This window comes from Pseudomonas sp. Pseu.R1 (assembly GCF_045764065.1).
Classification (GTDB): domain Bacteria; phylum Pseudomonadota; class Gammaproteobacteria; order Pseudomonadales; family Pseudomonadaceae; genus Aquipseudomonas.
Genome location: NZ_JBJGEE020000001.1, coordinates 427,343 through 449,806 on the forward strand (window position 1 = coordinate 427,343; position 22,464 = coordinate 449,806).

Here is a 22,464-nt window from a genome sequence, read left to right on the forward strand (position 1 = left end):
GACACACGCAACGCCCCAAAGCCGTGCACTTATCGTTTGGCCGACTAAACCGTTGACGCTCAAAAAGAAGCTCTGGCCTGCCGTGTCTGGGCGTTGTGTTTGGCCATCGCATCCATCACACAGGTGCGAAACAGATTGAACAATGGCGCATGGCGCTGCTGATAACGACTCAGCAGGACGATTTCCCGAGAGAAGGTCAACTCGCCCAACGGCAGGATTCGCACCTCCGACGCGTTCTCCAGCCACACCCCCGCCATCGGCACCAGTGCCACACCCAAACCGCTGCGCACCATTTTCACGATGGCATCCAGTTCATCCAGCTCCAATGCCTGGCGCACATGCAGCTTTTGTTCGCGCAGAAACTGCGTGACCGAGCGGCCGCCGAACGAATTGCGGTCATAGCGAATGAACGGATGGTCTCGCAGCAACTGAATCGGATCATTGCCACGGACATTTTTAGGGGTGATGAGCACGAACGGCTCGCGGGCAATCACCTCGGCGCGCAAGTCCTTGGGCAAGGCAAACGGCGGGTTGATCATGATCGCCAGGTCCAGATCACCGGAGTCCACCAGACTCAGCAGATTGAGCGAAACGCCGGGGATCAGGCTGGCCTCGATGAACGGTGCCTTGGCCTTCAAGGCCACCAGCACTTGCGGAAGAATGCCGGTCTGCACCGTACCGATGGCACCGATGCGCAAGGCGCCATGGAAGTCGTTGTCGGTGTCCGGTGCGCCCATGCGGGAGAAAATCTGCAGAATCTCTTCGGCCAGCGGAATCGCCCGTTGCCCCGCCGAGTTGAGGGTGGCGGCGCGCCCAGAGCGGTCGAACAGCTTCACGCCCAGGCTGTCTTCAAGGTTGCGGATCTGCGCGCTGACCGCCGACTGGGTCAACCCCACCTCCTGCCCCGCTGCGGCGAAGGTACCGAGTCGTGCGACGCTGATGAAGGTTTTGAGTTCTCTGATCACGCTGGGGCCTCGGGCAAGTGGAGAGCCGCGAGTTTATCGTGAACTGAACAGCCAGGAGCGAACAGGTGGCTGAATAACGCTTCAGATCATCCCGCGCAGGAAGAAAGATGTCTCGTAGACGATCGGCACGTGATGCGCGAATCTCTGCACATGCGCATCGATGACTCGCGCAGGAAAACGCCCCACCCAGTGCCTTTGGAATCGAAGCGGCTCATGAACTGGAAAGCATTCTTTATCGTTACGCTGTTTGGCGCGCTGCCATCGATTGCAGTGGCCGACGCTCAGGAGATTCCCCCTTTGGCGGAAACCGGCTCCGCTCACTATCGCTTCGAACGGTTGAACGTCGACTCCCCCGACCGCCAACGGCATTACCGGCTGGATATCGGTATTCCCCGCCGGGCACCCTCGGCGGCGGGCTATCCGGTGATGTACCTGCTCGATGGCAACAACGTGATGGCTGAATTGAAGGAAGACTGGCTTGGCGAACTGGATGCAGGCGCTCCGCCGCTGCTGGTCATGATCGGGTACGACATCGAGGGCACGTACGACGGCGAGCAACGCACCCGGGATTACACCGGTGATACGTCCCATGCGTTTCTTGATCTGCTCCAGACAACGATCAAGCCAGAAGTGCAGTCGCATTACCCTGTCGATCCGACACGACAGACACTGTGGGGGCACTCGTTCGGCGGCCTGTTCACGCTTTATGCCTTGCTTCAGAAGCCCGACCTGTTCCAGACCTGGATCGCCGCCAGTGCGTCGCTGTGGTATCAGCCCATCACCTACGACAACGGCATGGCGCTTAACCGGTTTCCCGCCGGGGTGACACCCACGATACGGCTGGTCAGAGGCGAACGAGAGGGAAAACCGCCGGTCGCTCAGTTCGATGGTGGCTCACCGGAACGCAGAGCGGCGATGGCAGCCGTGCCTGCCGATGCCAATCGCTTGCTGGCCGAACACCTGGCTGAACTGCCAGGCACTCAGGCCAGTTACCAATCGTTCAGCGGTCGCAATCACGGCCAGATGTTCAGCACCGCTCTGCACTTGGGACTGCGCAGAGCGGCCGGATTACCCGAGCATAATCAGCATAGCGACTGAACGGCCCCGGAGCCGAGCGTGCGGTCAGTCACCTTCACGACTCGGCAAACCCCAAACGCGCCGCCTTGGCCCGCTCCGACCGGTTGCGGGTCGCCAGGCAGTAATACAGCGGGCAGGTCACCAGCAAGCCCACCAGCCATGACAGATCAGCCCCTTCCAGGTAATTGGCATACGGCCCGACGTACAACGACGTATTGGCAAACGGCAGTTGCACGATGATGCCAATGAAGTACGCGACGATGGCGTGCAGGTTGAAACGCCCGTACATCCCGCCGTCGACGCTAAAGATCGAGGCAATGTCATAACTGCCGCGTTTGATCAGGTAGAAGTCGATCAGGTTGATCGACGCCCACGGCACCAGCACGATCAGCAACGTCAGGATCAGGCCGATGAACTCTTTGATGAAGTCACCCGACGCGCCCACCGCCGTGAGGCAGCAGCCCGCGAGAATCAACGTCGCCAGGATCACCCGCACTTTGACGCTGGGCGTCCATTGCCCGGCGAACGTCTGGATCGAGGTGACGATGGACAACACCGCGCCGTACAGATTGAGTGCGTTATGGCTGATGATGTTGAGCAAAAACAGCAGCATCAGAATCGGCCCCAACGCGCCGGTCGCCTGTTTGACTGCCGCCATCGCTTCGGTGCCTTCTGGCGTGGCCAGGACCGCCACAGCACCAAAACTGAACGACAGCGTGGTGCCCAGGGTCGCGCCGAAGAACGTGGCCCAGAAGGGTTTGGCGATGCCGATGTCGCTCGGCAGGTAACGTGAATAATCCGAAACGTAAGGCGAGAAGCTGATCTGCCAGATGATCCCCAGGCATATCGTCGCCAAAAAGCCCGACAGGTTGAAACCGCCCCGACTGAAGAAGTCGGCGGGCAGGTCCTGGCTGAAGATCATGATGAAACCGGCCAGCAGCGCTGCGCCCATCACCCAGGTCCCGATGCGGTTGAGGGTGTGAATGAAACGGTAGCCGATCACACCGATGGCCGTGGCGCTCAAGGCGCCGATCACCACACCTGCTGGCAGCGGAACGCTGGGAACCATGCCATGGATCGACTGCCCTGCCAGCACGATGTTGGAAATGAAGAAACCCACGTAGATCAACGCCGCGAAGAACACGATCAACAGCGCACCGTAGCGACCAAACTGGCCTCGGCTCTGCACCATTTGCGGGATGCCCATGCGTGGCCCCTGCGCCGAGGCCAGGGCAATGAACACCCCACCGATCATGTGGCCCAGGGCAATCGCGATCAGCCCCCAGAGCAGATTCAGATGGAACACCTGAACCACCATGGCTCCGGTGACGATAGGCAGTGGCGCAATGTTGGTGCTGAACCACAGGGTGAACAGGTCCCGCGCCTTGCCATGACGTTCGGCCAGCGGCACGTAATCGACAGTGTGGTTTTCAATCAAAGGGGTGGCGTTGCCGCCATGAGTATCGGATGTAGTCATCGTTTCGCCTGAATTCTTGTCTTTGTGGCCAGCTAAAACCATGCAGCGTCTCGCCGAGCCTGTGGCCGGAGGACACCTGTCACGCCGCAAACACATCCCTGCACTCACGAGCGCCATCACAATATTATGGTATACCAACAATTGACAACCGTCGGTTGGGCTATTTCTGACAGATTGCAAGGCTCAGTCGATGAGGGAAAAACCGGTTCAGCAGGCATCAAAGCCGCGTTTTTAAAGGACCACGCAACGTCGATTGCCACCTGCACTCTGCGAACATGAAAGAAAAAACACTTGCATCATCAGTATTACGGTATACCATCAGACACATAAAACTCATCACCTTCGGCACCGAACCGCAGAGGTAGCAACATGATCGACGCAATCGCCTACAAGAACGTCCTGGGCTCCTTTCCTTCCGGCGTGACGGTAATCACTACCCTCAATGACGATGGCGAAGTGGTCGGTCTGACAGCCAGTGCCTTCAGTTCGCTGTCGATGGACCCGCCACTGGTGCTCTTCTGCCCCAACTACAGCTCCGACTCCTACCCGACGCTGATCAAGAACAAGCGCTTCGCCATTCACCTGTTGTCCGGCACGCAACAGAGCGAAGCCTATGCGTTCGCCCGCAAAGGCAAGGACAAGGCCGTTGGCATCGAATGGACATTGAGTGCGCTGGGTAACCCGCTGCTGTCGAATGCCACTGCGATCATCGAATGCGAGTTGTGGCGCGAATACGAAGGTGGCGACCACGCCATCATGGTCGGCGCCGTCAAGAACCTGATCGTGCCGGAGCAGCCCGCCAGCCCCATGGTTTACTGCCGTGGCAAAATGGGCGCCCTGCCCGCGCTGGCTTGAGCCTGACGATACGAAGTCATACGGTCTATCGAAAAAAACGCCCGACCGCCGAGCAGCGGACGGCATATTTACCCGAGGTAAGCGTCATGAAATTTTCGTTGTTCGTACACATGGAACGCTGGGACGAATCGGTCAGCCATCGACAGTTGTTCGAGGACCTGACCGAGCTGACGCTGATGGCCGAACAAGGCGGTTTCAGCACCGTGTGGATCGGCGAACACCACGCCATGGAATACACCATTTCGCCAAGCCCGATGCCGCTGCTGGCTTACCTCGCCGCCCGCACCACCACCATTCACCTGGGCGCGGGCACCATCATCGCGCCGTTCTGGCACCCGCTGCGAGTGGCCGGTGAGTGCGCGCTGCTGGACGTCATCAGCAACGGGCGCATGGAAGTGGGTCTGGCGCGCGGCGCCTATCAGGTCGAATTCGACCGCATGGCCGGTGGCATGCCTGCCTCCGAAGGCGGCAAGGCCCTGCGCGAGATGGTTCCGGTGGTCAAGGCATTGTGGCAAGGCGACTACGCCCACGATGGCGAAATCTGGAAATTCCCCACCTCTACCAGCGTGCCAAAGCCGATCAAGACACCGCCAATGTGGATCGCGGCCCGCGACCCGGACTCGCACAACTTCGCGGTAAAAAACGGCTGCAACGTGATGGTCACGCCATTGATGAAAGGCGACGAAGAAGTGGTCGACCTGAAGAATAAATTCGAAGCGGCCCTGGCCGCCAACCCTGACGTACCCCGTCCGCAACTGATGGTGTTGCGTCATACCCACGTCCACGCGGACAACGATCCGGAAGGCTGGAAGGTCGGCGCCAAGGCCATCTCGAAGTTCTACCGCACCTTCGATGCCTGGTTCGGCAACAAGACCACGCCGGTCAACGGCTTCCTCGACCCGAGTCCGGAGTCGAAATTCGCCGAACGTCCTGAGTTCACCCTCGACAGCCTGCACAAAACCGCCATGATCGGCACCCCGGAAGAAATCATTCCGCGCATCCAGTACTACAAAGAGCTGGGCGTGGATGAGTTCAGCTTCTGGTGCGACAACAGCCTGCCTCACGCCGAGAAGAAGAAATCGCTGGAACTGTTCATCAAGCACGTGGTGCCTGCGTTTCGCTGATTGACCCTACGCTTGCCCCCAGTGCCGCGGCGCCTCCCGCGGCATTGTTCATTCTGCCGCCCGGCATTCGCCGACACAGCGCGTGCGCTCGAAGATCGCCCCCTCGATGCCCAGCACCTCGCGGTTGTCCGCGTAAATACCAACGCCCTTCTCCCAGACATTCTTGATCGCACCGCTCGCACAGCGAATCCGGTAACTCAATTCGAACGGCACCTGCCGCGCCAGCGCGTATTGCACCTCGCGCCAGACGTAATCGGCATCTTCAGGGAGGATCAGGCTGTTGTAGGTAAAATCGTGGTTGTCCACCAGACGCTCCGCCGGGTAACCGGTCAATTGCAGGCAACCGGCACTGACAAACTCCATGGTCCAGTCGCGGTTGTTGCGCCCGCGATAAATCAGCCCCGGCATGCTGTCGAGCAGGCTTATGGCGCTGCGTTGGCTGGCCTGCAACGCGGTTTCCCGACGTTTGTGCGCCGTGATGTCCCCCAGCACCAGACAGAAACCTGAAGCCACCGATTTGAGCCCGACCTCACACCAGCGCAAATCGCCGTCAGGATGAACGAAGCGCAAGCGCTGCCGGAATGACGTGCCGGGGCGGGCGCGCAACTGGGCCAGGGCTTGCAGCCACAGCGGACGGTCCTCCTGATGCACATAGTCCAGCGCATTGCGCATACGGGCCGAGGTGCCCATCAGATCGGTCCAGGCCTGATTGAATCCGGTGATCTGCCCGTTCTCCGCCAGTTCCAGCAAGGCGACCGGAAAGCGGTCCAACGCAGCGCCTGAGCTGACGTTTGACAGCAGGTCTCGCACAGCACTGTCTTCGCTCATTCAGTGGCGCTCCTCTTTTCTAGCGACCGTCGACTGATGAACCCAGGCCGCCAGTTCCAGCCGCGAATGCAGGCTGAGCTTCTGCAGCAGGTTCTTGACGTAAATCTTCACCGTGCCGTCGCTGATGCCCAGCTCGCGGGCGATCTGCTTGTTGCTCATGCCGCCGGCGATCAGGGTCAGGGTCTGGCCCTCGCGCTCGGTGAGGCTGCCCAGCTCCGGGCCCGGATCCAGCCGTTCCGGGCCTGATTCGGGGGCATCATGGGCAGCCAGCAACGACACCAGCGAGTCATCCAGCACAATTGCCCCCTGATTGCAGTTGCGCATGTAGGCCAGCAGCGCGTCAGGCTCGGTTTCCTTGAGCACATAACCTCTGGCGCCCAGGCGCAACGCGGACAGCAGCTCGCTGCGGTCCATGGATGCCGTGAGCACCACGACCTGGCAGCCCAGACGCAACTGACGCAACTCGTCGAGCACCTGCAACCCGCTCAGACCGGGCATGTGCAGGTCCAGCAGCACTTGTTGTGGGGCCAGACTCACCGCCAGATTGATCCCTTCCCGGCCACTGGCCGCCTGGCCCACCACCTCGAAGTCGTCGCTGGCGCTGAACAACTGCGCCAGGCCCTTGCGGAACAGCGGGTGATCATCGATCAGTAACAAGGTCGTGGCGTGCATCGTGACTCTCCGAAAAATCAGCGGGGTGGCAGGTCAGCCACAGGTGCACGCGCACACCGTGGGGCTGGATCGGCTCGATTGCCAGCCGCGCGCCGATACTGGCGGCACGCTCGCGAATGATCGCCAGGCCAAAGTGGTTGTCATCGCCGGACGCCGGGCTCAGGCCAATGCCATCGTCCTCGACCGACACCAGGACGTCGCCGGAGGGGGGCTGGCGCAGCTCGATGCGCACGTGTCGGGCATGGGAGTGGCGCACGGCGTTGGTCAGGGCTTCGCGGATGATTTGCAGGATCTGCAATTCGGTTTCCGGGCTCAGGGCGTTGTCCGGCAATCGGTTGTCCAGCTCAAAGACGATGATGCAGCGCCGGGAAAATTCGGCCACCGAGTCAGCCAGCGCCTGGCGCAACGAGCGCCCGTCCATGGTCAGCCGGGCGCTGGTGATCAGTTCGCGCACTTGCCGTTGCAACTGGCTCAAGCCGTTGCGCAGCTCGGTCAGTGAAGTGCCTGCCAATTCCGGATCAGTCAGTCGGGTCTGGACCAGCCGCGCCTGAAACGACAGATAACCCAGCTGTTGCGCCACTGAATCGTGCAGCTCACGGGCCAGCGCACCGTGCTGCGCGGTGGCCTGCTTGCGTTGCTGTTCACGGCGATGGCGCAGTAACTGGACGGTGACCCCGAGCGCCTCACTCACCTCACCCAGCATCTGCTGCCAGAAGCGGTCGGCCTCACGCGGCGTGTCCAGCAGCACCATGGCGCTGCCGGGCACCCGCGCTTCAGGCAAACCGCAGATCAAGCGATGCACGCCCCGCTGGCGGCACGGGTCGCAAGCCACCGGCGACGTTGTCACGCACGCCCCGCTGCGCCACGGGCAATCGGCGCTGCGCTCGCACTCGGCGGTCAATACCCGGCGCGCGGGCCCCAGGTCTTCGTCCACCTGAATCAGGTTGAGCGTGACGCCGGGCTGCAGCGCCTCAAAACGGTCCAGAAAGCGCGGCAAGGCACCGTCGGCGTGCATCAGACACAGCGGCAGTTCAGCCAGCAACCCACGCAGTTCGTTCACCTGCCGGGGGCTGGCGCGCCGAAACCAGCGGGGCCAGCGTCGCCACCAATTCGCTTGGGTCTGCACTGTCGAATGTTCCTTTTCCGTTGCGCCGTTGTGACTGGCAAACCAGCAACTTCCATGCCCCGCAGTCCCCCTTCGCCACGGACTACCTCCAAAGAGATACCCCTTTTTCCGGATTGAGCGATTTTTCCTTTCGAGAAATTATCTTGCCCATCAGAGAACAGCGACCGCTCACCCGCTTCGGCGATTCGCGTCGTTTCACGCCCACCGCAGGTCCACCGGGAAGCCGCCATGATGGATAAACCCGACATCGAACGCGCAAGGCTGCACAGCCTTCCTCGCTATCGTCAGCCAGCGCCACAGGAGGCAGTGTGTCAGCCGCTGGTGGTGATTCAATCGGCCGACAGTTGCCCCGCCTTTGTCGGCACATTGGACCAGCCCACCGTGCTGAACGCCGAGAACGGCGATTTCAACGACCGTCTGGGCCGTTGCCTGGCGACCTGCACCGTTGGCACCCGGCTGTACCTCGTCGGCGATGAAGCCTTCATTTGGCGCATTCATGCCCTGGCCCGCAGCGCCGGGCTGCAGGATGACGAAATCGACATGACCCTCAGCGTGCCCGGTGTGCGCACCGTTTACTGCGTGCACTGCGGCCAGCGTCAGCCCGGCACGCAACAGGACAGCCTGCAATGCAGCGGCTGCCGGGTGTTGCTGGAGATTCGCGAACACTTTTCCCGACGTCTGGGCGCCTACCTGGGCGTGTGTGGCAATCCGGACCAGCCTTACGCGGGGTTCCGGCCATGAGTGCGACACTGAAAGTAAAGGTCAGTGAGGCACGAATGCTCACCCCGCTGGTGCGCGAATTCACCCTGACCCCTTGCACAGGCCGTCTGCCGGGCTTTTCGGCAGGCAGCCACGTTCAAGTGCACCTGCCATTGGGTGAGCGCACGTTGCGCAATGCCTATTCGCTGACCAGCGATCCGGCGCAACACGACCACTACCGCATCGCCGTGCGTTTACAGAGCGATTCCCGGGGCGGCTCACGGCATCTGCATGAACAGGTGCAGGTCGGTGACACCTTGACCCTGTCGCCTCCGGCCAACCTGTTCGCCCTGCACAGTCAGGCCAGCCAGCACATTCTGATCGCCGCGGGCATCGGCATTACGCCATTCATGGCCTACCTGAGCGAGCTGGAAAAGCGCAATGCCGCTGTCGAACTGCATTACCTGTGTCGCCCGGGCCTGAGCGATGCCTACCTCGCCACCTTGCAACAACGCCTGGGCGCACGCCTGTATGTCTATGACGGCCAACGGCGCATCGATCTGCCCGCCATTCTCGGTAACCGGCCCTTGGGCACCCACGTTTATACCTGCGGCCCGCAACGCCTGCTCGCCGATGTTCAGGAATACGCCCTGGCGCTGGGCTGGCCCGCCAGTCGCGTGCACCACGAAGCCTTCAGCGCGCCGCAACCCGGCACGCCGTTCGAACTGGAACTGCTGCGCAGCGGCAAACGCCTGACCGTCGCTGCCGACCAAAGCCTGCTGGAAGCCCTGGAGGCCATCGGCGTCGAGGTGCCCAACCTGTGCCGTGGCGGGGTCTGCGGGCAGTGCATCACCCGTCACGGTGGCGGCGACATCGAACACCGCGACCACTTTCTGACCCGCAACGAACAGGCCGAATTTCTCATGCCGTGCGTGTCACGTGGCTGTGGCCCGTGTGTATCACTGGATCTCTAGGAGTCGAGCATGACCGTGCCATTCAGCCCTACCCAGACGTACCGTGAAGACTTCAGCTTTCGCAATAGCCCCACTGCGATCAAGCGTTTCCCGTTTCCGTTCCCCCAGGACAGCTACCTGTATTCGGTGAACATCGAACCGGCCACCTCCCGTGACCCCGGCTCGGTCTACGAACACTGCTTTGACATCGATGAGCATTACCGCTCGGAAATGGCCGAACGCGCCCAGGTGCTGGGCAAAGACCCTCGTCGTTATCTGGTCATGCCACACATGCAGAATGCCGCTTGGGACGCCCTGCAGATGTTGATGGAACACCTGGCCCGAGACTATCCGCAGTGGTTCGAACTCGACCGCGACGGCGACCACTGGCATTGGCGCAACAACGCGCTGGGCATCGATCAGCGCTTCGTGTTTGGCGATTCCACAACCTTGCCCAGCGAGCCGCTGGAATTCATTGGCCGTCAGGTGCAGGGCGACTTTGCCCTGCTCGATCAGCGCGACGGCGACCTGTTCATGGACGCCGGACTGGTCACCAGCCCCGCCGACTGGTCGCTGGCGTTTGATGCCGGAATGAGCTTCAAGCAATGGCATTCGCCGGTGCCGATGGCCCATCAGATGGGGGTGTTCGACCGGGCGCTGAAATACCTGCTCAACCTGCAAGTCGACCACCCCGTGCGGCGTCTGAACTGGACCCTGACCATCAACCCACGTCTGGATTCGTCACCGGAAACCTTTCACGAATGGGGCGCCGACCGCGGCACCGTCACCGCGCAGAACGCCGGGCAACTCGTGCACCTGCGCGTCGAATTGCAGGTCATGGCTCGGCTGCCGCGCAGCAACGCGATGATGTTCAGCATCCGCACCTACCTGATCAGCCTCAACGAGCTGGTCACCCAGCCTGAATGGGGCTGCCGCCTGCACCGGGTGATCCGCGACCTGCCCGACGCCATCGCCGATTACAAAGGCATGACCCGTTACCGCCACGCACTGATCGAATGGCTCAGCCAGTTCGACCCGCAGGCCTGACTTTTCCGATCACTCACCGACAAGGATCTTCACATGGCTCATTCATGGCGCATTTCTGCACTCGCTGACCGTCACCGCGCGCTCGGCTCACAGCTGGAAGACTGGAACGGCATGGGCACCGCCTGGACCTACGCCAGCGACCTGGCCGATCACCACGAAGCCATCCGCACCCGTGCCGGTTTGATGGACGTCTCGGGGCTGAAAAAAGTCCACTACGTCGGCCCTCACGCCGAAAGCCTGCTGCAATGGGCCACGACCCGGGACATCAGCAAGCTGTACCCCGGCAAGTCGGTGTACGCCTCGATGCTCGACGAAGAAGGCAAATTCGTCGATGACTGTATCGTCTACCGCACCGGCCCCAACGCCTTCATGGTGGTGCACGGCGCGGGCACCGGTTACGAGATGCTGGTGCGTTCGGCCCAGGGCCGTCAGGTGGCCGTGCTGTTCGATGACGACCTGCACGACCTCTCGCTGCAAGGCCCGCTGGCGGTGGACTTCCTCGCTGACCACGTGCCTGGCATCCGCGACCTGCCCTACTTCCATCACCTGCAAACCCGCCTGTTCGGCCGCCCGGTGATGATCTCGCGCACCGGCTACACCGGCGAACGCGGCTACGAAATCTTCTGCAAGGCCGCCGATGCCCCGGCCATCTGGGACGCCATCCTGCGCCACGGCGAGGCCATGGGCATCATCCCCTGCGCCTTTACCGCGCTGGATTGGCTGCGGGTGGAAAGCGCGCTGATGTTCTTCCCCTACGACAACTCGCAGATGTACCCCTTCGCCGACCAGAAGGCCGGCGACACCCTGTGGGAACTGGGTCTGGACTTCACGGTTTCGCCAGACAAACGCGACTTCCGCGGTGCAGAAGAGCACCGCCGACTGCAAGGCCAGGAACGTTTCAAAATCGCCGGCGTGCTGCTCGACAGCGGCCTCGCTGCCGAAGCGGGAGACACCCTGTGGCACGCCGGTCAGGAAGTGGGCGTGATCACCTGCGCCATGTATTCACGCCTCACCCAACGTTCCATGGCCATCGCCCGTGTCGCCGTCGACTGCGCCGAGCCCGGCGTCGCTCTACAGGTGCGCGGCAGTCAGCAGGTCGCCGCCGTGACCCACGCCATGCCCTTCGACGACCCGCAGAAAACCAAGCGCACGGCCAAGGGCTGATTGCCGTTTTTCATTGCCGACACGAGAGCGCCATGGACACTTCAAACGAGCAATACATCCTCAAGATCAACTGCCCGGCCACCTCCGGGATCGTCGCCACCCTGACCTCCTGCCTGGCCAGCCAGCAGTGCTACATCAGCGAACTGGCGCAATTCGACGACGAATTCACCGGGCAGTTTTTCATGCGCGCGGTGTTCCGCTTCAACCGGGGCGCCCACGGCGATATCGACGCCCTGCAACGGGAACTGGCGTCACTGGCGGGCGGCTTCGACATGCAATGGCAACTGTTCCGCTCGTCACAGCCGACCCGCGTGCTGCTGATGGTCAGCAAGTTCGACCACTGCCTGACCGACCTGTTGTACCGCCATCGCAAGGGTGAACTGGACATGGAGATCACCGCCGTGGTGTCCAACCACCTGGACCTGCGCGCCATGGCCGAGCGCGAAGGCATCCGCTTCGTTTACCTGCCGGTGAGCAAAGATACCAAGGCCCGTCAGGAGTCCGAATTGCTGCGCATCGTTCAGGAAACTCGCACCGATCTGGTGGTGCTCGCCCGCTACATGCAAATCCTCTCCGACGACCTGTGCAAGCAGCTCTCGGGGCGGGCCATCAACATTCATCACTCGTTCCTCCCCGGCTTCAAAGGCGCCAAGCCCTATCACCAGGCGTTTGACCGGGGCGTAAAGCTGATCGGCGCCACGGCGCACTACGTCACCAGCGACCTGGACGAAGGCCCGATCATCGAGCAGGAGGTGCAGCGCGTCGACCACACCTACCTGCCTGAATCGCTGGTCGCCATTGGCCGCGACACGGAAACCGTCGCGCTCTCCAAAGCCTTGAAATACCACCTGGAGCACCGGGTATTCATCAACCAGGACAAGACCGTGATCTTCCGCTGATCGCCCCTTTTTCTCTAGCGAGGCACAGACATGACTGTACGCGTAGCCATCATCGGCGCCGGCCCCTGCGGCATGGCCCAACTTCGAGCTTTCCAGTCGGCGCGGGACAAGGGCGCTGACATCCCGGAACTGGTCTGCTTCGAAAAACAGGCCGACTGGGGCGGCATGTGGAACTACACCTGGCGCACCGGGCTGGACGAACACGGCGAGCCGGTGCACGGCAGCATGTACCGCTATTTGTGGTCGAACGGTCCCAAGGAGTGCCTGGAATTCGCCGACTACACCTTTGAAGAACACTTCGGTCGGCCGATTGCCTCCTACCCGCCGCGGGAAGTGCTGTGGGATTACATCAAGGGGCGCGTCGAGAAAGCCGGTGTGCGCGACTACATTCGCTTCAATACCGTGGTGCGCCAAGTCACCTTTGACGAAGCGACGCAGCTTTTTACGGTGCTGTCCCACGACCACGGCAACGATGTCAGCGTGAGCGAACAGTTCGATTACGTGATCAACGCCTGCGGCCATTTCTCGACGCCCAAGGTGCCGTATTTCAAGGGCTTCGAGCAGTTCGCCGGACGCATTCTGCACGCCCACGATTTCCGTGAGGCGCTGGAATTCAAGGGCAAGGATTTGCTGATCGTCGGCAGCAGCTATTCGGCCGAAGACATCGGTTCGCAGTGCTACAAATACGGCGCGCGCAGCATCACCAGTTGCTACCGCACCGCGCCCATGGGCTACAAATGGCCCGCCAACTGGGAAGAAAAACCGCTGCTGCAACGTCTGGAAAACAGCCGGGCGTATTTCGCCGATGGCACCAGCAAGCACATCGACGCGGTGATTCTGTGCACCGGCTACCAGCACCATTTCCCGTTCCTCGACGAGTCGCTGCGCCTGAAAACCGACAACCGCCTGTGGCCGCGCAATCTCTACAAGGGCGTGTTCTGGGAAGCCAACCCGCGCATGATCTACCTCGGCATGCAGGACCAGTGGTACTCCTTCAATATGTTCGATGCCCAGGCCTGGTACGCCCGCGACGTCATTCTGGGGCGCATCGCCCTGCCATCCCACGCTGACATGCTCGCCGACAGCCAGCAGTGGTTCGAGCGCGAACAGACCCTGGAAACCAATCAGCAAATGTTCGAATACCAGGGCGCCTACATCCAGCAACTGGTCGACGCCACCGATTACCCCAACTTCGATATCGCTGCGGTCAACGACACCTTCCTGCACTGGAAGCACGACAAGGCCGAAGACATCATGGGCTATCGCGACAAGTCGTACCGCTCGCTGATGACCGGCACCCAGTCGCCGCCGCACCACACGCCGTGGCTGCAAGCGCTGGACGACTCGATGGCCGCGTACCTCATCGAACCGACCACGCCCATCAAGTCGGTCGGTTGACCGCGGAGCCCGGACATGAATGCACCGCGCATCTCCTCGCCCCGCGAACCCGGTTTGTTCGCCCGCACCCCAGCCCTTGAGCGTTATCGGTTGGGCGCTGGCGGGCTGACCCTGCTGGCGCTGGAAGCTGGCGACCGCTTGCAGGTGATCGACCTGGAAGGCTGGCAACCCTGCGAGCTGCTGGTGGTTGACACCCAGGGCCGCAGCGCGCTGGCCGACTGGTCATTGAGCCCGGCGAGTCAAGCGGCTTTCATCCCTCGGCAGCTGGCTGCGGGCGGTGTGCAGGCTCGGCGTATCGCACAGGCGCTGGAAAAACGCGGGCTGGACGGGCGAGCTCTGCCCACTCCCGCATCGCTGTGGGAGGCACAGACGCCCGCCGGTTTCAGCCGTCAGTTCGTGGCCGAAGGCCGTCTGCTGATCATCGCCGCAGCCCCTGATGAAGCCACAGCAGTCGACCGGCAATACTGCCCCAGCGAACTGCGGCTGGTGGTCGAGCGCGCTCATCCGTCGGCAGTATTGACCCCAGCGTTACCTGAACCTCTGGGCGAACTGCTCGATGAATTCACCATTCGCGCAGGCACCGCTCACAGCTACACCGTCGCCAAGGGGCAGTACATTCAGGTGCTCGACGTGGCCGGTCGGCAGTGCTCGGACTTCGTCGCCTTTGACCGTCGCGCACTGGACCGGGGCATTGAGCTGGACCTTGACCAGACCGTCACCCGCACCCTGAATGGCAGTGCTTATCCGGCACCGGGGCTGTTCGGCAAATTCTTCGACCGGCGCATGCAGCCGATGCTGGAAGTGGTGCAGGACACCGTCGGGCGTCACGACGCCTTTGCCCTCGCCTGCGCCGCCCGCTACTACGAGAGCCACGGCTATTTCGGGCACGACAACTGCAGCGACAACCTCAGTCGCGCGCTGGCCGCCCACGGGGTGCAGGCAAGGGAAGGCTGGCCAGCGATCAACTTTTTCTTCAACACCGCCATTGATGCTTATCAGCAGATGACCCTTGATGAACCGTGGTCGCGCCCCGGTGATTATGTGCTGTTGAAAGCCATGACCGATCTGGTCTGCGGCAGCTCGTCCTGCCCTGACGACATCGACCCGGCCAATGGCTGGGAGCCGACCGATATCCATATCCGCGTCTACAGCGAAAAGGAGCGCTTTGCCCTCGCCATGAGCACTCGCAGCACGGCCGACGCCGACCCCGTTCTCACCCGTCAGTCGGGTTTCCATTCACGCACCCGCCAACTGACCGGCAGCTTCGTCGATTACCGCAACTGGTGGCTACCCCTGCGTTACGACGGCTTTGGCGCCATCGACGAATACTACGGTTGCCGCGAGCGAGTCGCGGTCATGGACCTCACCGCCCTGCGCAAATTCGAGATCATCGGCCCGGACGCCGAAGCCCTGTTGCAACACTGCCTGACCCGCGACGTGCGCCGCCTTGCCATCGGCCAGGTGGTGTATTCAGCGATGTGCCACGAACACGGCGGCATGCTCGATGACGGCACCCTGTTGCGTCTGGGGCCGGACAATTTCCGCTGGATCTGCGGCGAAGACTACGCGGGCATCTGGTTGCGCGAGCAGGCGCAAAAGCTCGGCATGAAGGTCTGGGTCAAATCGGCCAGCGAACAGATCCATAACCTCTCGGTGCAGGGTCCGTTGAGCCGCGAATTGCTCAAGCAAATGGTCTGGACTCCACCCACGCAACCGGCGCTGGAAAACCTCGGCTGGTTCCGTTTTCTGGTGGGGCGAATGGACGACTACGACGGTTGCCCGCTGATGATTTCCCGCACCGGCTACACCGGCGAACTGGGTTACGAGGTGTGGTGCCACCCGGACCGCGCCGAACAGGTCTGGGATCGCATCTGGGCGTTGGGCCAACCGTTGGGCATCGTGCCGCTGGGGCTGGAAGCGCTGGACATGCTGCGCATCGAGGCCGGACTGATTTTCGCAGGGTATGAATTCAGCGATCAGACCGATCCGTTCGAGGCCGGTATCGGTTTCAGCGTGCCACTGAAGACCAAGACCGATGACTTCATTGGTCGTGAAGCCCTGCTGCGGCGCAGCGCCACGCCGAGCCACAAACTGGTCGGACTGGACCTGAGCGGTAACGAAGGCGCGCACCACGGCGACCCGGTGTTCCGTGGGCGCGCGCAAGTCGGCGTGATCACCAGCGCCTGTCGCTCGCCTTTGCTCAATCGCAACATCGCCTTGTGTCGCCTTGACGTGTCCTGTGCCGAGCCGGGCACTGCACTTGAAATCGGCAAAATCGACGGCCTGCAGAAGCGCATCAGCGCCGAGGTCACGGCACCGATCTTCTACGACCCGGACAAGAGCCGAGTGCGCAGTTGATCCGTATCACCCCTGGCTGCGCCCCCTTCCACTGCCCTCCGACCACATTTCAGACATGGGATTACCAAGATGGAAGCGACTACGTTCGAGGCTCTACCGCAGGCCGACCACAGCGTCGGCAGCCTGCAACGCAAGATAGACTGGCGCGGCGCCTTCTGGGTAGCCAGCGGCGTACCGGCCCTGGTGCTGTTTTCCATCGGCGCGATTGCCGCCACAGTGGGCAAACCGGCGTGGATCGTCTGGATCGTGTCGATCCTGTTCGGTTTCATCCAGGCCTTCACCTACGCCGAAATCGCCGGGCTGTTTCCGCACAAATCCGGCGGCGCCTCGGTGTACGGCGCCATCGCCTGGGTGCGGTACAGCAAGCTGATCGCGCCGATTTCGGTGTGGTGCAACTGGTTGGCCTGGTCGCCGGTGCTGTCCATCGGCTCGGGGCTGGCGGCGGGGTACATCCTCACCGCGCTGTTCCCCGCCGATGCCCTGATCAACACCTGGCAACTGACGCTGGTGGATTTGGGCTGGGTCAAAAGCGGGCTGTCCCTGCGCATCAACGCCACCTTTGTCATCGGCCTGGTGATTCTGCTGACCGTGTTCGCCATCCAGCACGGCGGCATCCTGCGTTCGGCCCGCCTGACCCTGGTGCTTGGCGCCACCTCGCTAATACCGCTGGTGCTGGTCGGTGTGGTGCCACTGCTGACCGGTGACGCCACCCAGGCCAACTTCCTGCCGTTGTTTCCGCTGGCCCACGACGCAGCCGGGCAAGTGATCGACGGCACCTGGGACATTTCCGGCTGGTCGCTGATGGCGGGCGGGCTGTTCATGGCGGCGTGGTCCACCTACGGTTTCGAGACCGCGGTGTGCTACACCCGCGAGTTCAAGGACCCCAAGCGTGACACCTTCAAGGCGATTTTCTACGCCGGTTTACTGTGCATTCTGGTCTTCACCTTCGTACCACTGGCGTTTCAGGGCAGCCTGGGGCTGGGGCAACTGGTGACCCCTGCGATACTCGACGCCAGCGGCGCAGTGGTCACACCGGCCGTTTACAGTGGGCTGCTGTCACCTGAAATCTACAGCGGCATGGGCGTGGGTAAGGCCATGGCCGACAGTATTGGTGGCGGCAAAGTGATCGCCAACATCGTGCTGATCATGCTGGTGCTCGCCACCCTGCTGGCAATCATGACCTCGATGTCCGGTTCGTCGCGCACGCTGTACCAGGCCTCGGTGGATGGCTGGTTGCCCAAGTACCTGGGCCGCACCAACGAGCACGGCGCCCCGACCGCGGCCATGTGGACCGACCTGTCGTTCAACCTGCTGCTGTTGCTGATGTCCGACTACGTATTCGTGCTGGCGGCGTCCAACGTCAGCTACATCATCTTCAACTTCCTCAACCTCAATGCGGGCTGGATTCACCGTCTGGATCGCCCTGAATGGGCGCGCCCGTACAAGGCCCCGACGCTGCTGCTGGCCGCCGGTGGCGTATTGAGCTTCGTCAACCTGGCCTGCATGGGCCTGGGTGCGGACATCTGGGGCGCGGGCACGCTGGTCACCGGCCTGCTGTTGGCGATGCTGATCCTGCCGGTGTTCTGCTTCCGCCATTACGGGCAGGACAAGGGCCGCTTCCCCGCCGCGATGCTCAGTGACCTGCACCTGCAAGCCGACGGGGGCAGCAAACGCGCGGGTGTCTTGCCCTACGTCACGCTGATTGCGGGCGCCGTGGTGGTCTACGCCTGTCATCACCTGGTCGCTTGACCACCCCCTGCCTGTGACTGATCATCGGGGCCCATTCGGGCCTCGGTGTTCCATCGACGTTCCTTCCCTACCGACAATGGTGACGCATCCCATGAGCATGACCCCTGCACTCGCCCGCGATATCGACGGCAAGGCCATCGCGGCTCAGGTTCTCGACGAAGTCAAAGACGATGTTCTCGCCCTGGCCCGGCAACAGGTGTACCCCGCGCTGGCCGTGGTGCTGGTCGGCGAGGATCCGGCCAGCCAAGTGTATGTGCGCAACAAGCTGCTCAAGGCCGGGCAAGTGGGCATTCGCTCCCTCGAACACCGTCTGCCTGCCAGCGCCACCCAGCACGAAGTGCTGACATTGCTGGATCAACTCAATGCCGACCCTGAGGTCAACGGCATTCTGGTGCAACTGCCACTGCCCGCACACATCGACGAAAAGGCGGTGATTCACGCCATCGACCCCATCAAGGACGTGGACGGTTTTCATCGCGAGAACGTCGGCGGACTGGTCCAAGGCGCCGAAGTACTGACGCCTTGCACGCCCAGCGGCTGCATGCGCCTGCTGCATGAAACCTGCGGCGACCTGAGCGGCCTGCATGCGGTGGTGATTGGCCGCTCCAACATCGTTGGCAAGCCGATGGCAACCTTGCTGCTGCAAGCCAACTGCTCGATCAGTGTGGTGCATTCACGCAGCGTCGATGCGGCAGCGTTGTGCCGATTGGCGGACATCGTGGTGGTCGCGGTCGGTCGACCGCAGATGATCGAAGCCAGTTGGCTCAAGCCTGGCGCGGTGGTGATCGATGTGGGAATCAACCGGATCGCCACGGCAAAAGGTGACCGGCTGGTGGGTGACGTCGACTACGCCAGCGCCCGTACTGTGGCCCGCGCCATCACCCCGGTGCCGGGCGGCGTCGGGCCGATGACGATTGCCTATCTGTTGAAAAACACCGTGATCGCCACCCAATTGCAGAGGGCTGGACACCCGCAGTTGGCCACTACCCTGTGAGGATCGTGCCCACGCTCCGCGTGGGCATGCATCCTGTGACGCTCTGCGTCACCTGGGGCAGACGCAGAGCGTCCAAACCTGCGTTCCAACGCGGAGCGTGGGAACGATCAATCAATGCGCGTTAAATCAACGCGTGATCAATGGTTGTACGCACTCTCATTGTGCTCGGCCAAATCCAGGCCCATTTCTTCGACGTGCTCATCAGCACGCAGCCCCACAATGGCCTTGACCACCTTGAGAATCACCCAGCTCACCACGAAGCAATACACGGTGGTGAACACCACGCCCTTGATCTGCGCGATCACTTGCCCGCCCAGGGTCACGCCTTCCACCAGCCCGCCCAGCGACGGCACGCAAAATACGCCCGTCAGCACCGCACCGATCATGCCGCCGATACCGTGCAGGCCGAATACATCGAGGCTGTCGTCGTAACCAAAGCGTTTCTTCAGCACCGTCACGCTCAGGTAGCAGAACACGCCGCACAACAAGCCAATCGCCAACGCGCCACCGACGCCCACATACGCACACGCCGGGGTAATGCCCACCAGACCGGCCAACGCACCGCTGGCCAGACCCAATGCACTCGGTTTGCCGACCTTGAACCACTCGGTGAACATCCAGCCAAGGATTCCGGCACAGGCGCCGAGTTGGGTGTTGAGCATGACGATGCCCGACAGGCCGTTCAAACCGCCGCCCGAGCCGATATTGAAACCGAACCAGCCCACCCACAGCATCGCTGCGCCAGTCATGGTCAGGCTCAGGTTGTGGGCAGGCATCGGTGCGTTTTCATAGCCTTTGCGCTTGCCCAGCAACAGGCACGCCGCCAGCGCCGCCACACCCGCGTTGATGTGCACCGCCGTCCCGCCCGCGAAATCCAGCACGCCCCAGTTGTGCATCAGCGCACCCGCCCCGCCCCAGACCATGTGCGCGACTGGCGCGTAGACCAGGGTGAACCAGACGGCCATGAACAGCAGCGCCGCCGAGAACTTCATGCGCTCGGCAAAGGCACCGGCAATCAGCGCCGGGGTGATGATGGCGAAGGTCATTTGGAAGGTCACGAACACGCCTTCGGGGATGTCACCCACCAGACTTTCCGGGGTCAATCCTGCGAGAAACGCGCGACTGAGACCGCCGACGAAGCTGTTGAAACTGACTTCACCCTCGACCATGTTGGTGGTATCCACCACCATGCTGTAGCCGTAGATCACCCACAGCACGCCGACCAAACCGGCGATACCAAAGCACTGGGTGAACAACGACAACATGTTTTTCGCCCGCACTAGGCCGCCGTAAAACAGCGCAAGGCCCGGCAGGCACATGAACAGCACCAACACCGCGGCGGTGACCATCCACGCGGTGCTGCCGGTGTTCAGGGTGGGGGCGTCGGCCGCTTGGGCCAGGGGAATACAGGCGCTGAGCGCCAATAGCGTAAGAAGGGATTTGCCGGGTAGACGGTTAACCATTTTCGAAGCTCCTGCAATGAATGGAAAAGTGTCTGGCAGAAAGCGATGTGAAGAAGCACCGGGCCTTGCTGGCCTCTTTGAATGGGTGATGACGCAGCATTGAATGCAAGGCTGGCCAGAACTGTGGGAGCGAATCCATTCGCGATGGCGGCATATCAGACGAAAAATCTCCATCGACCATACCGGCCTCTCGCGAATGAATTCGCTCCCACAGGATTGCGCCAGGTCATACGAATCGGGGCTGCCAAAAAATCAGCCCCTTTTCAAAACCTTAATACTGCTGCCCCGGAATCCACGATGTCCCTGCCAATGGCACCCGGGCCATGGCCGCCGACTCCACGGTCAAGGCCACCAGATCCTCGGGGTCGAGGTTGTGCAGGTGAGACTTGCCGCACGCGCGGGCCATGGTCTGCGCTTCCAGCACCAGCACACGCAAATAATTGGCCAACCGGCGTCCGCCTTCGACCGGGTCCAGACGTTTCGACAATTCCGGGTCTTGGGTGGTGATCCCCGCCGGGTCGCGACCGTTCTGCCAGTCGTCGTAGAAACCGGCTGCCGAACCGATTTTCTTCAGCTCGTCATCCAGACGCGGATGGTTGTCGCCCAGAGCAATCAACGCCGCCGTACCGATGGCCACCGCATCCGCGCCCAACGCCATGGCCTTGGCCACGTCGGCGCCGTTACGAATGCCGCCAGAAACGATCAACTGCACTTTGCGGTGCATGCCCATCTCTTGCAGCGCCTGAACCGCCTGAGGAATGGCAGGCAGAATCGGGATGCCGACGTGCTCGATGAACACTTCCTGCGTCGCCGCCGTGCCGCCTTGCATGCCGTCGAGCACGATCACGTCGGCCCCGGCCTTCACCGCCAGCTTGACGTCGTAATATGGGCGGCTGGCGCCGATCTTCACGTAGATCGGCTTTTCCCAATCGGTGATTTCACGGATCTCGGCAATCTTGATCGCCAGATCGTCCGGGCCAGTCCAGTCCGGGTGACGGCACGCCGAACGCTGGTCGACGCCGATCGGCAAGGTGCGCATACCAGCTACACGCTCGGTGACTTTCATACCCAGCAGCATGCCGCCGCCGCCCGGTTTGGCGCCCTGCCCCAGAACGATCTCGATGGCGTCCGCCTTGCGCAAATCATCCGGGTTCATGCCGTAACGGGACGGCAGGTATTGATAAACCAGGTGCTGCGACTGGCCGCGTTCTTCCGGGGTCATCCCGCCGTCACCGGTGGTGGTGCTGGTGCCTGCGATGGTCGCGCCACGGCCCAACGCCTCTTTGGCGTTGGCCGACAATGCACCGAAGCTCATACCGGCGATGGTCACCGGGATTTTCAGGTGAATCGGCTTCTTGGCGAAGCGGTTACCGAGGATCACGTCAGTGCCGCACTTCTCGCGATAGCCTTCCAGCGGATAGCGCGACACGCTAGCACCGAGCAGCAACAGGTCGTCGAAATGCGGCAGCTTGCGCTTGGTGCCGCCGCCGCGAATGTCGTAGATGCCGGTTTCGGCAGCGCGCTGGATTTCCTGGATGGCCAGACGATCGAAGGTCGCCGACTCGCGCAGGACCGGAGCTGCTTTCGGGGTGTTGGATTCGCTCATGTTCGTGCTC

At 62.1% G+C, this 22,464-nt stretch carries 19 protein-coding genes; 12 read left to right on the top strand and 7 right to left on the bottom strand.

Translation table 11 applies throughout. From position 1 onward, the window contains the following. Nucleotides 1-59: 59 nt before the first annotated feature. Nucleotides 60-965 (bottom strand): LysR family transcriptional regulator, encoded by a 906-nt coding sequence (locus tag ACI5GA_RS02080; protein WP_421421440.1) that lies wholly within the window; start codon nt 963-965, stop codon nt 60-62. Between the two features lie 213 nt (nt 966-1,178). Between ACI5GA_RS02080 and ACI5GA_RS02085 the strand changes: the two genes are divergently transcribed. Beyond that, a complete protein-coding gene (locus ACI5GA_RS02085; protein WP_404632070.1) occupies nt 1,179-2,063 on the top strand; it encodes an alpha/beta hydrolase in 885 nt (294 codons plus the stop codon). Nucleotides 2,064-2,097: 34 nt separating this feature from the next. Here ACI5GA_RS02085 and ACI5GA_RS02090 read toward each other — a convergent pair whose 3' ends face one another. Continuing rightward, nucleotides 2,098-3,519, bottom strand: coding sequence for a purine-cytosine permease family protein (locus ACI5GA_RS02090; RefSeq protein ID WP_421421442.1), 1,422 nt, complete (start codon nt 3,517-3,519; stop codon nt 2,098-2,100). A 369-nt stretch (nt 3,520-3,888) separates the two neighbouring features. Here ACI5GA_RS02090 and ACI5GA_RS02095 point away from each other — a divergent pair, with 369 nt between their 5' ends. Beyond that, complete coding sequence (locus ACI5GA_RS02095; protein WP_404632074.1) at nt 3,889-4,374, top strand: flavin reductase family protein; 486 nt, start codon at nt 3,889-3,891, stop codon at nt 4,372-4,374. Nucleotides 4,375-4,460: 86 nt separating this feature from the next. Continuing rightward, nucleotides 4,461-5,498, top strand: a complete 1,038-nt coding sequence (locus ACI5GA_RS02100; protein ID WP_404632076.1) for an LLM class flavin-dependent oxidoreductase — start codon at nt 4,461-4,463, stop codon at nt 5,496-5,498. A gap of 48 nt (nt 5,499-5,546) precedes the next feature. Here ACI5GA_RS02100 and ACI5GA_RS02105 read toward each other — a convergent pair whose 3' ends face one another. Genes ACI5GA_RS02105 through ACI5GA_RS02115 form a run of 3 tightly spaced genes read right to left on the bottom strand, consistent with a single transcriptional unit; the run spans nt 5,547 to nt 8,124 of the window. Beyond that, nucleotides 5,547-6,326 (bottom strand): PAS domain-containing protein, encoded by a 780-nt coding sequence (locus tag ACI5GA_RS02105; RefSeq protein WP_421421445.1) that lies wholly within the window; start codon nt 6,324-6,326, stop codon nt 5,547-5,549. Further along, nucleotides 6,327-6,998: a response regulator gene (locus ACI5GA_RS02110; protein WP_404632080.1), complete on the bottom strand. Its 672-nt coding sequence runs from the start codon at nt 6,996-6,998 to the stop codon at nt 6,327-6,329. Continuing rightward, complete coding sequence (locus ACI5GA_RS02115; protein ID WP_421421447.1) at nt 6,967-8,124, bottom strand: sensor histidine kinase; 1,158 nt, start codon at nt 8,122-8,124, stop codon at nt 6,967-6,969. Before ACI5GA_RS02115 ends, ACI5GA_RS02110 begins: the two co-directional genes overlap by 32 nt. A gap of 228 nt (nt 8,125-8,352) precedes the next feature. On the opposite strand from ACI5GA_RS02115, the gene ACI5GA_RS02120 reads away from it, so the two are divergent. The 9 genes from ACI5GA_RS02120 (at nt 8,353) to folD (ending at nt 19,385) form a co-directional block, all read left to right on the top strand. After that, nucleotides 8,353-8,865, top strand: a complete 513-nt coding sequence (locus ACI5GA_RS02120; RefSeq protein WP_404632084.1) for a dimethylamine monooxygenase subunit DmmA family protein — start codon at nt 8,353-8,355, stop codon at nt 8,863-8,865. Beyond that, the gene (locus ACI5GA_RS02125; RefSeq protein WP_421421449.1) at nt 8,862-9,797 is read left to right on the top strand and encodes a PDR/VanB family oxidoreductase; all 936 of its coding nucleotides are present in this window, start codon (nt 8,862-8,864) and stop codon (nt 9,795-9,797) included. The genes ACI5GA_RS02120 and ACI5GA_RS02125 overlap by 4 nt, the downstream gene beginning before the upstream one ends. Nucleotides 9,798-9,806: 9 nt before the next feature. Then, nucleotides 9,807-10,823 carry a heme-dependent oxidative N-demethylase family protein gene (locus tag ACI5GA_RS02130; RefSeq protein WP_421421450.1) on the top strand — a complete coding sequence of 339 codons (1,017 nt, stop codon included), beginning with the start codon at nt 9,807-9,809 and terminating at the stop codon, nt 10,821-10,823. 33 nt (nt 10,824-10,856) lie between these two features. Then, on the top strand, nt 10,857-11,987 hold the full coding sequence (locus tag ACI5GA_RS02135) for an aminomethyltransferase family protein (protein ID WP_421421452.1): 1,131 nt from the start codon (nt 10,857-10,859) through the stop codon (nt 11,985-11,987). 32 nt (nt 11,988-12,019) lie between these two features. After that, nucleotides 12,020-12,886 carry a formyltetrahydrofolate deformylase gene (gene purU / locus ACI5GA_RS02140; protein ID WP_404632092.1) on the top strand — a complete coding sequence of 289 codons (867 nt, stop codon included), beginning with the start codon at nt 12,020-12,022 and terminating at the stop codon, nt 12,884-12,886. Between the two features lie 30 nt (nt 12,887-12,916). Beyond that, a complete protein-coding gene (locus ACI5GA_RS02145) occupies nt 12,917-14,284 on the top strand; it encodes an NAD(P)-binding domain-containing protein (protein WP_404632094.1) in 1,368 nt (455 codons plus the stop codon). Nucleotides 14,285-14,299: 15 nt separating this feature from the next. Beyond that, nucleotides 14,300-16,642: a DUF1989 domain-containing protein gene (locus ACI5GA_RS02150; RefSeq protein ID WP_421421455.1), complete on the top strand. Its 2,343-nt coding sequence runs from the start codon at nt 14,300-14,302 to the stop codon at nt 16,640-16,642. A 69-nt stretch (nt 16,643-16,711) separates the two neighbouring features. Next, nucleotides 16,712-18,391 (top strand): APC family permease, encoded by a 1,680-nt coding sequence (locus ACI5GA_RS02155; RefSeq protein WP_421421457.1) that lies wholly within the window; start codon nt 16,712-16,714, stop codon nt 18,389-18,391. Between the two features lie 91 nt (nt 18,392-18,482). Then, nucleotides 18,483-19,385, top strand: coding sequence for a bifunctional methylenetetrahydrofolate dehydrogenase/methenyltetrahydrofolate cyclohydrolase FolD (gene folD / locus ACI5GA_RS02160; protein WP_421421458.1), 903 nt, complete (start codon nt 18,483-18,485; stop codon nt 19,383-19,385). Nucleotides 19,386-19,522: 137 nt separating this feature from the next. On the opposite strand, the gene ACI5GA_RS02165 is transcribed toward folD, so the two are convergent. Then, on the bottom strand, nt 19,523-20,848 hold the full coding sequence (locus tag ACI5GA_RS02165; RefSeq protein WP_421421460.1) for an ammonium transporter: 1,326 nt from the start codon (nt 20,846-20,848) through the stop codon (nt 19,523-19,525). 271 nt (nt 20,849-21,119) lie between these two features. Then, nucleotides 21,120-22,454: an FMN-binding glutamate synthase family protein gene (locus tag ACI5GA_RS02170; protein WP_400595284.1), complete on the bottom strand. Its 1,335-nt coding sequence runs from the start codon at nt 22,452-22,454 to the stop codon at nt 21,120-21,122. Between the last annotated feature and the right edge of the window lie 10 nt (nt 22,455-22,464).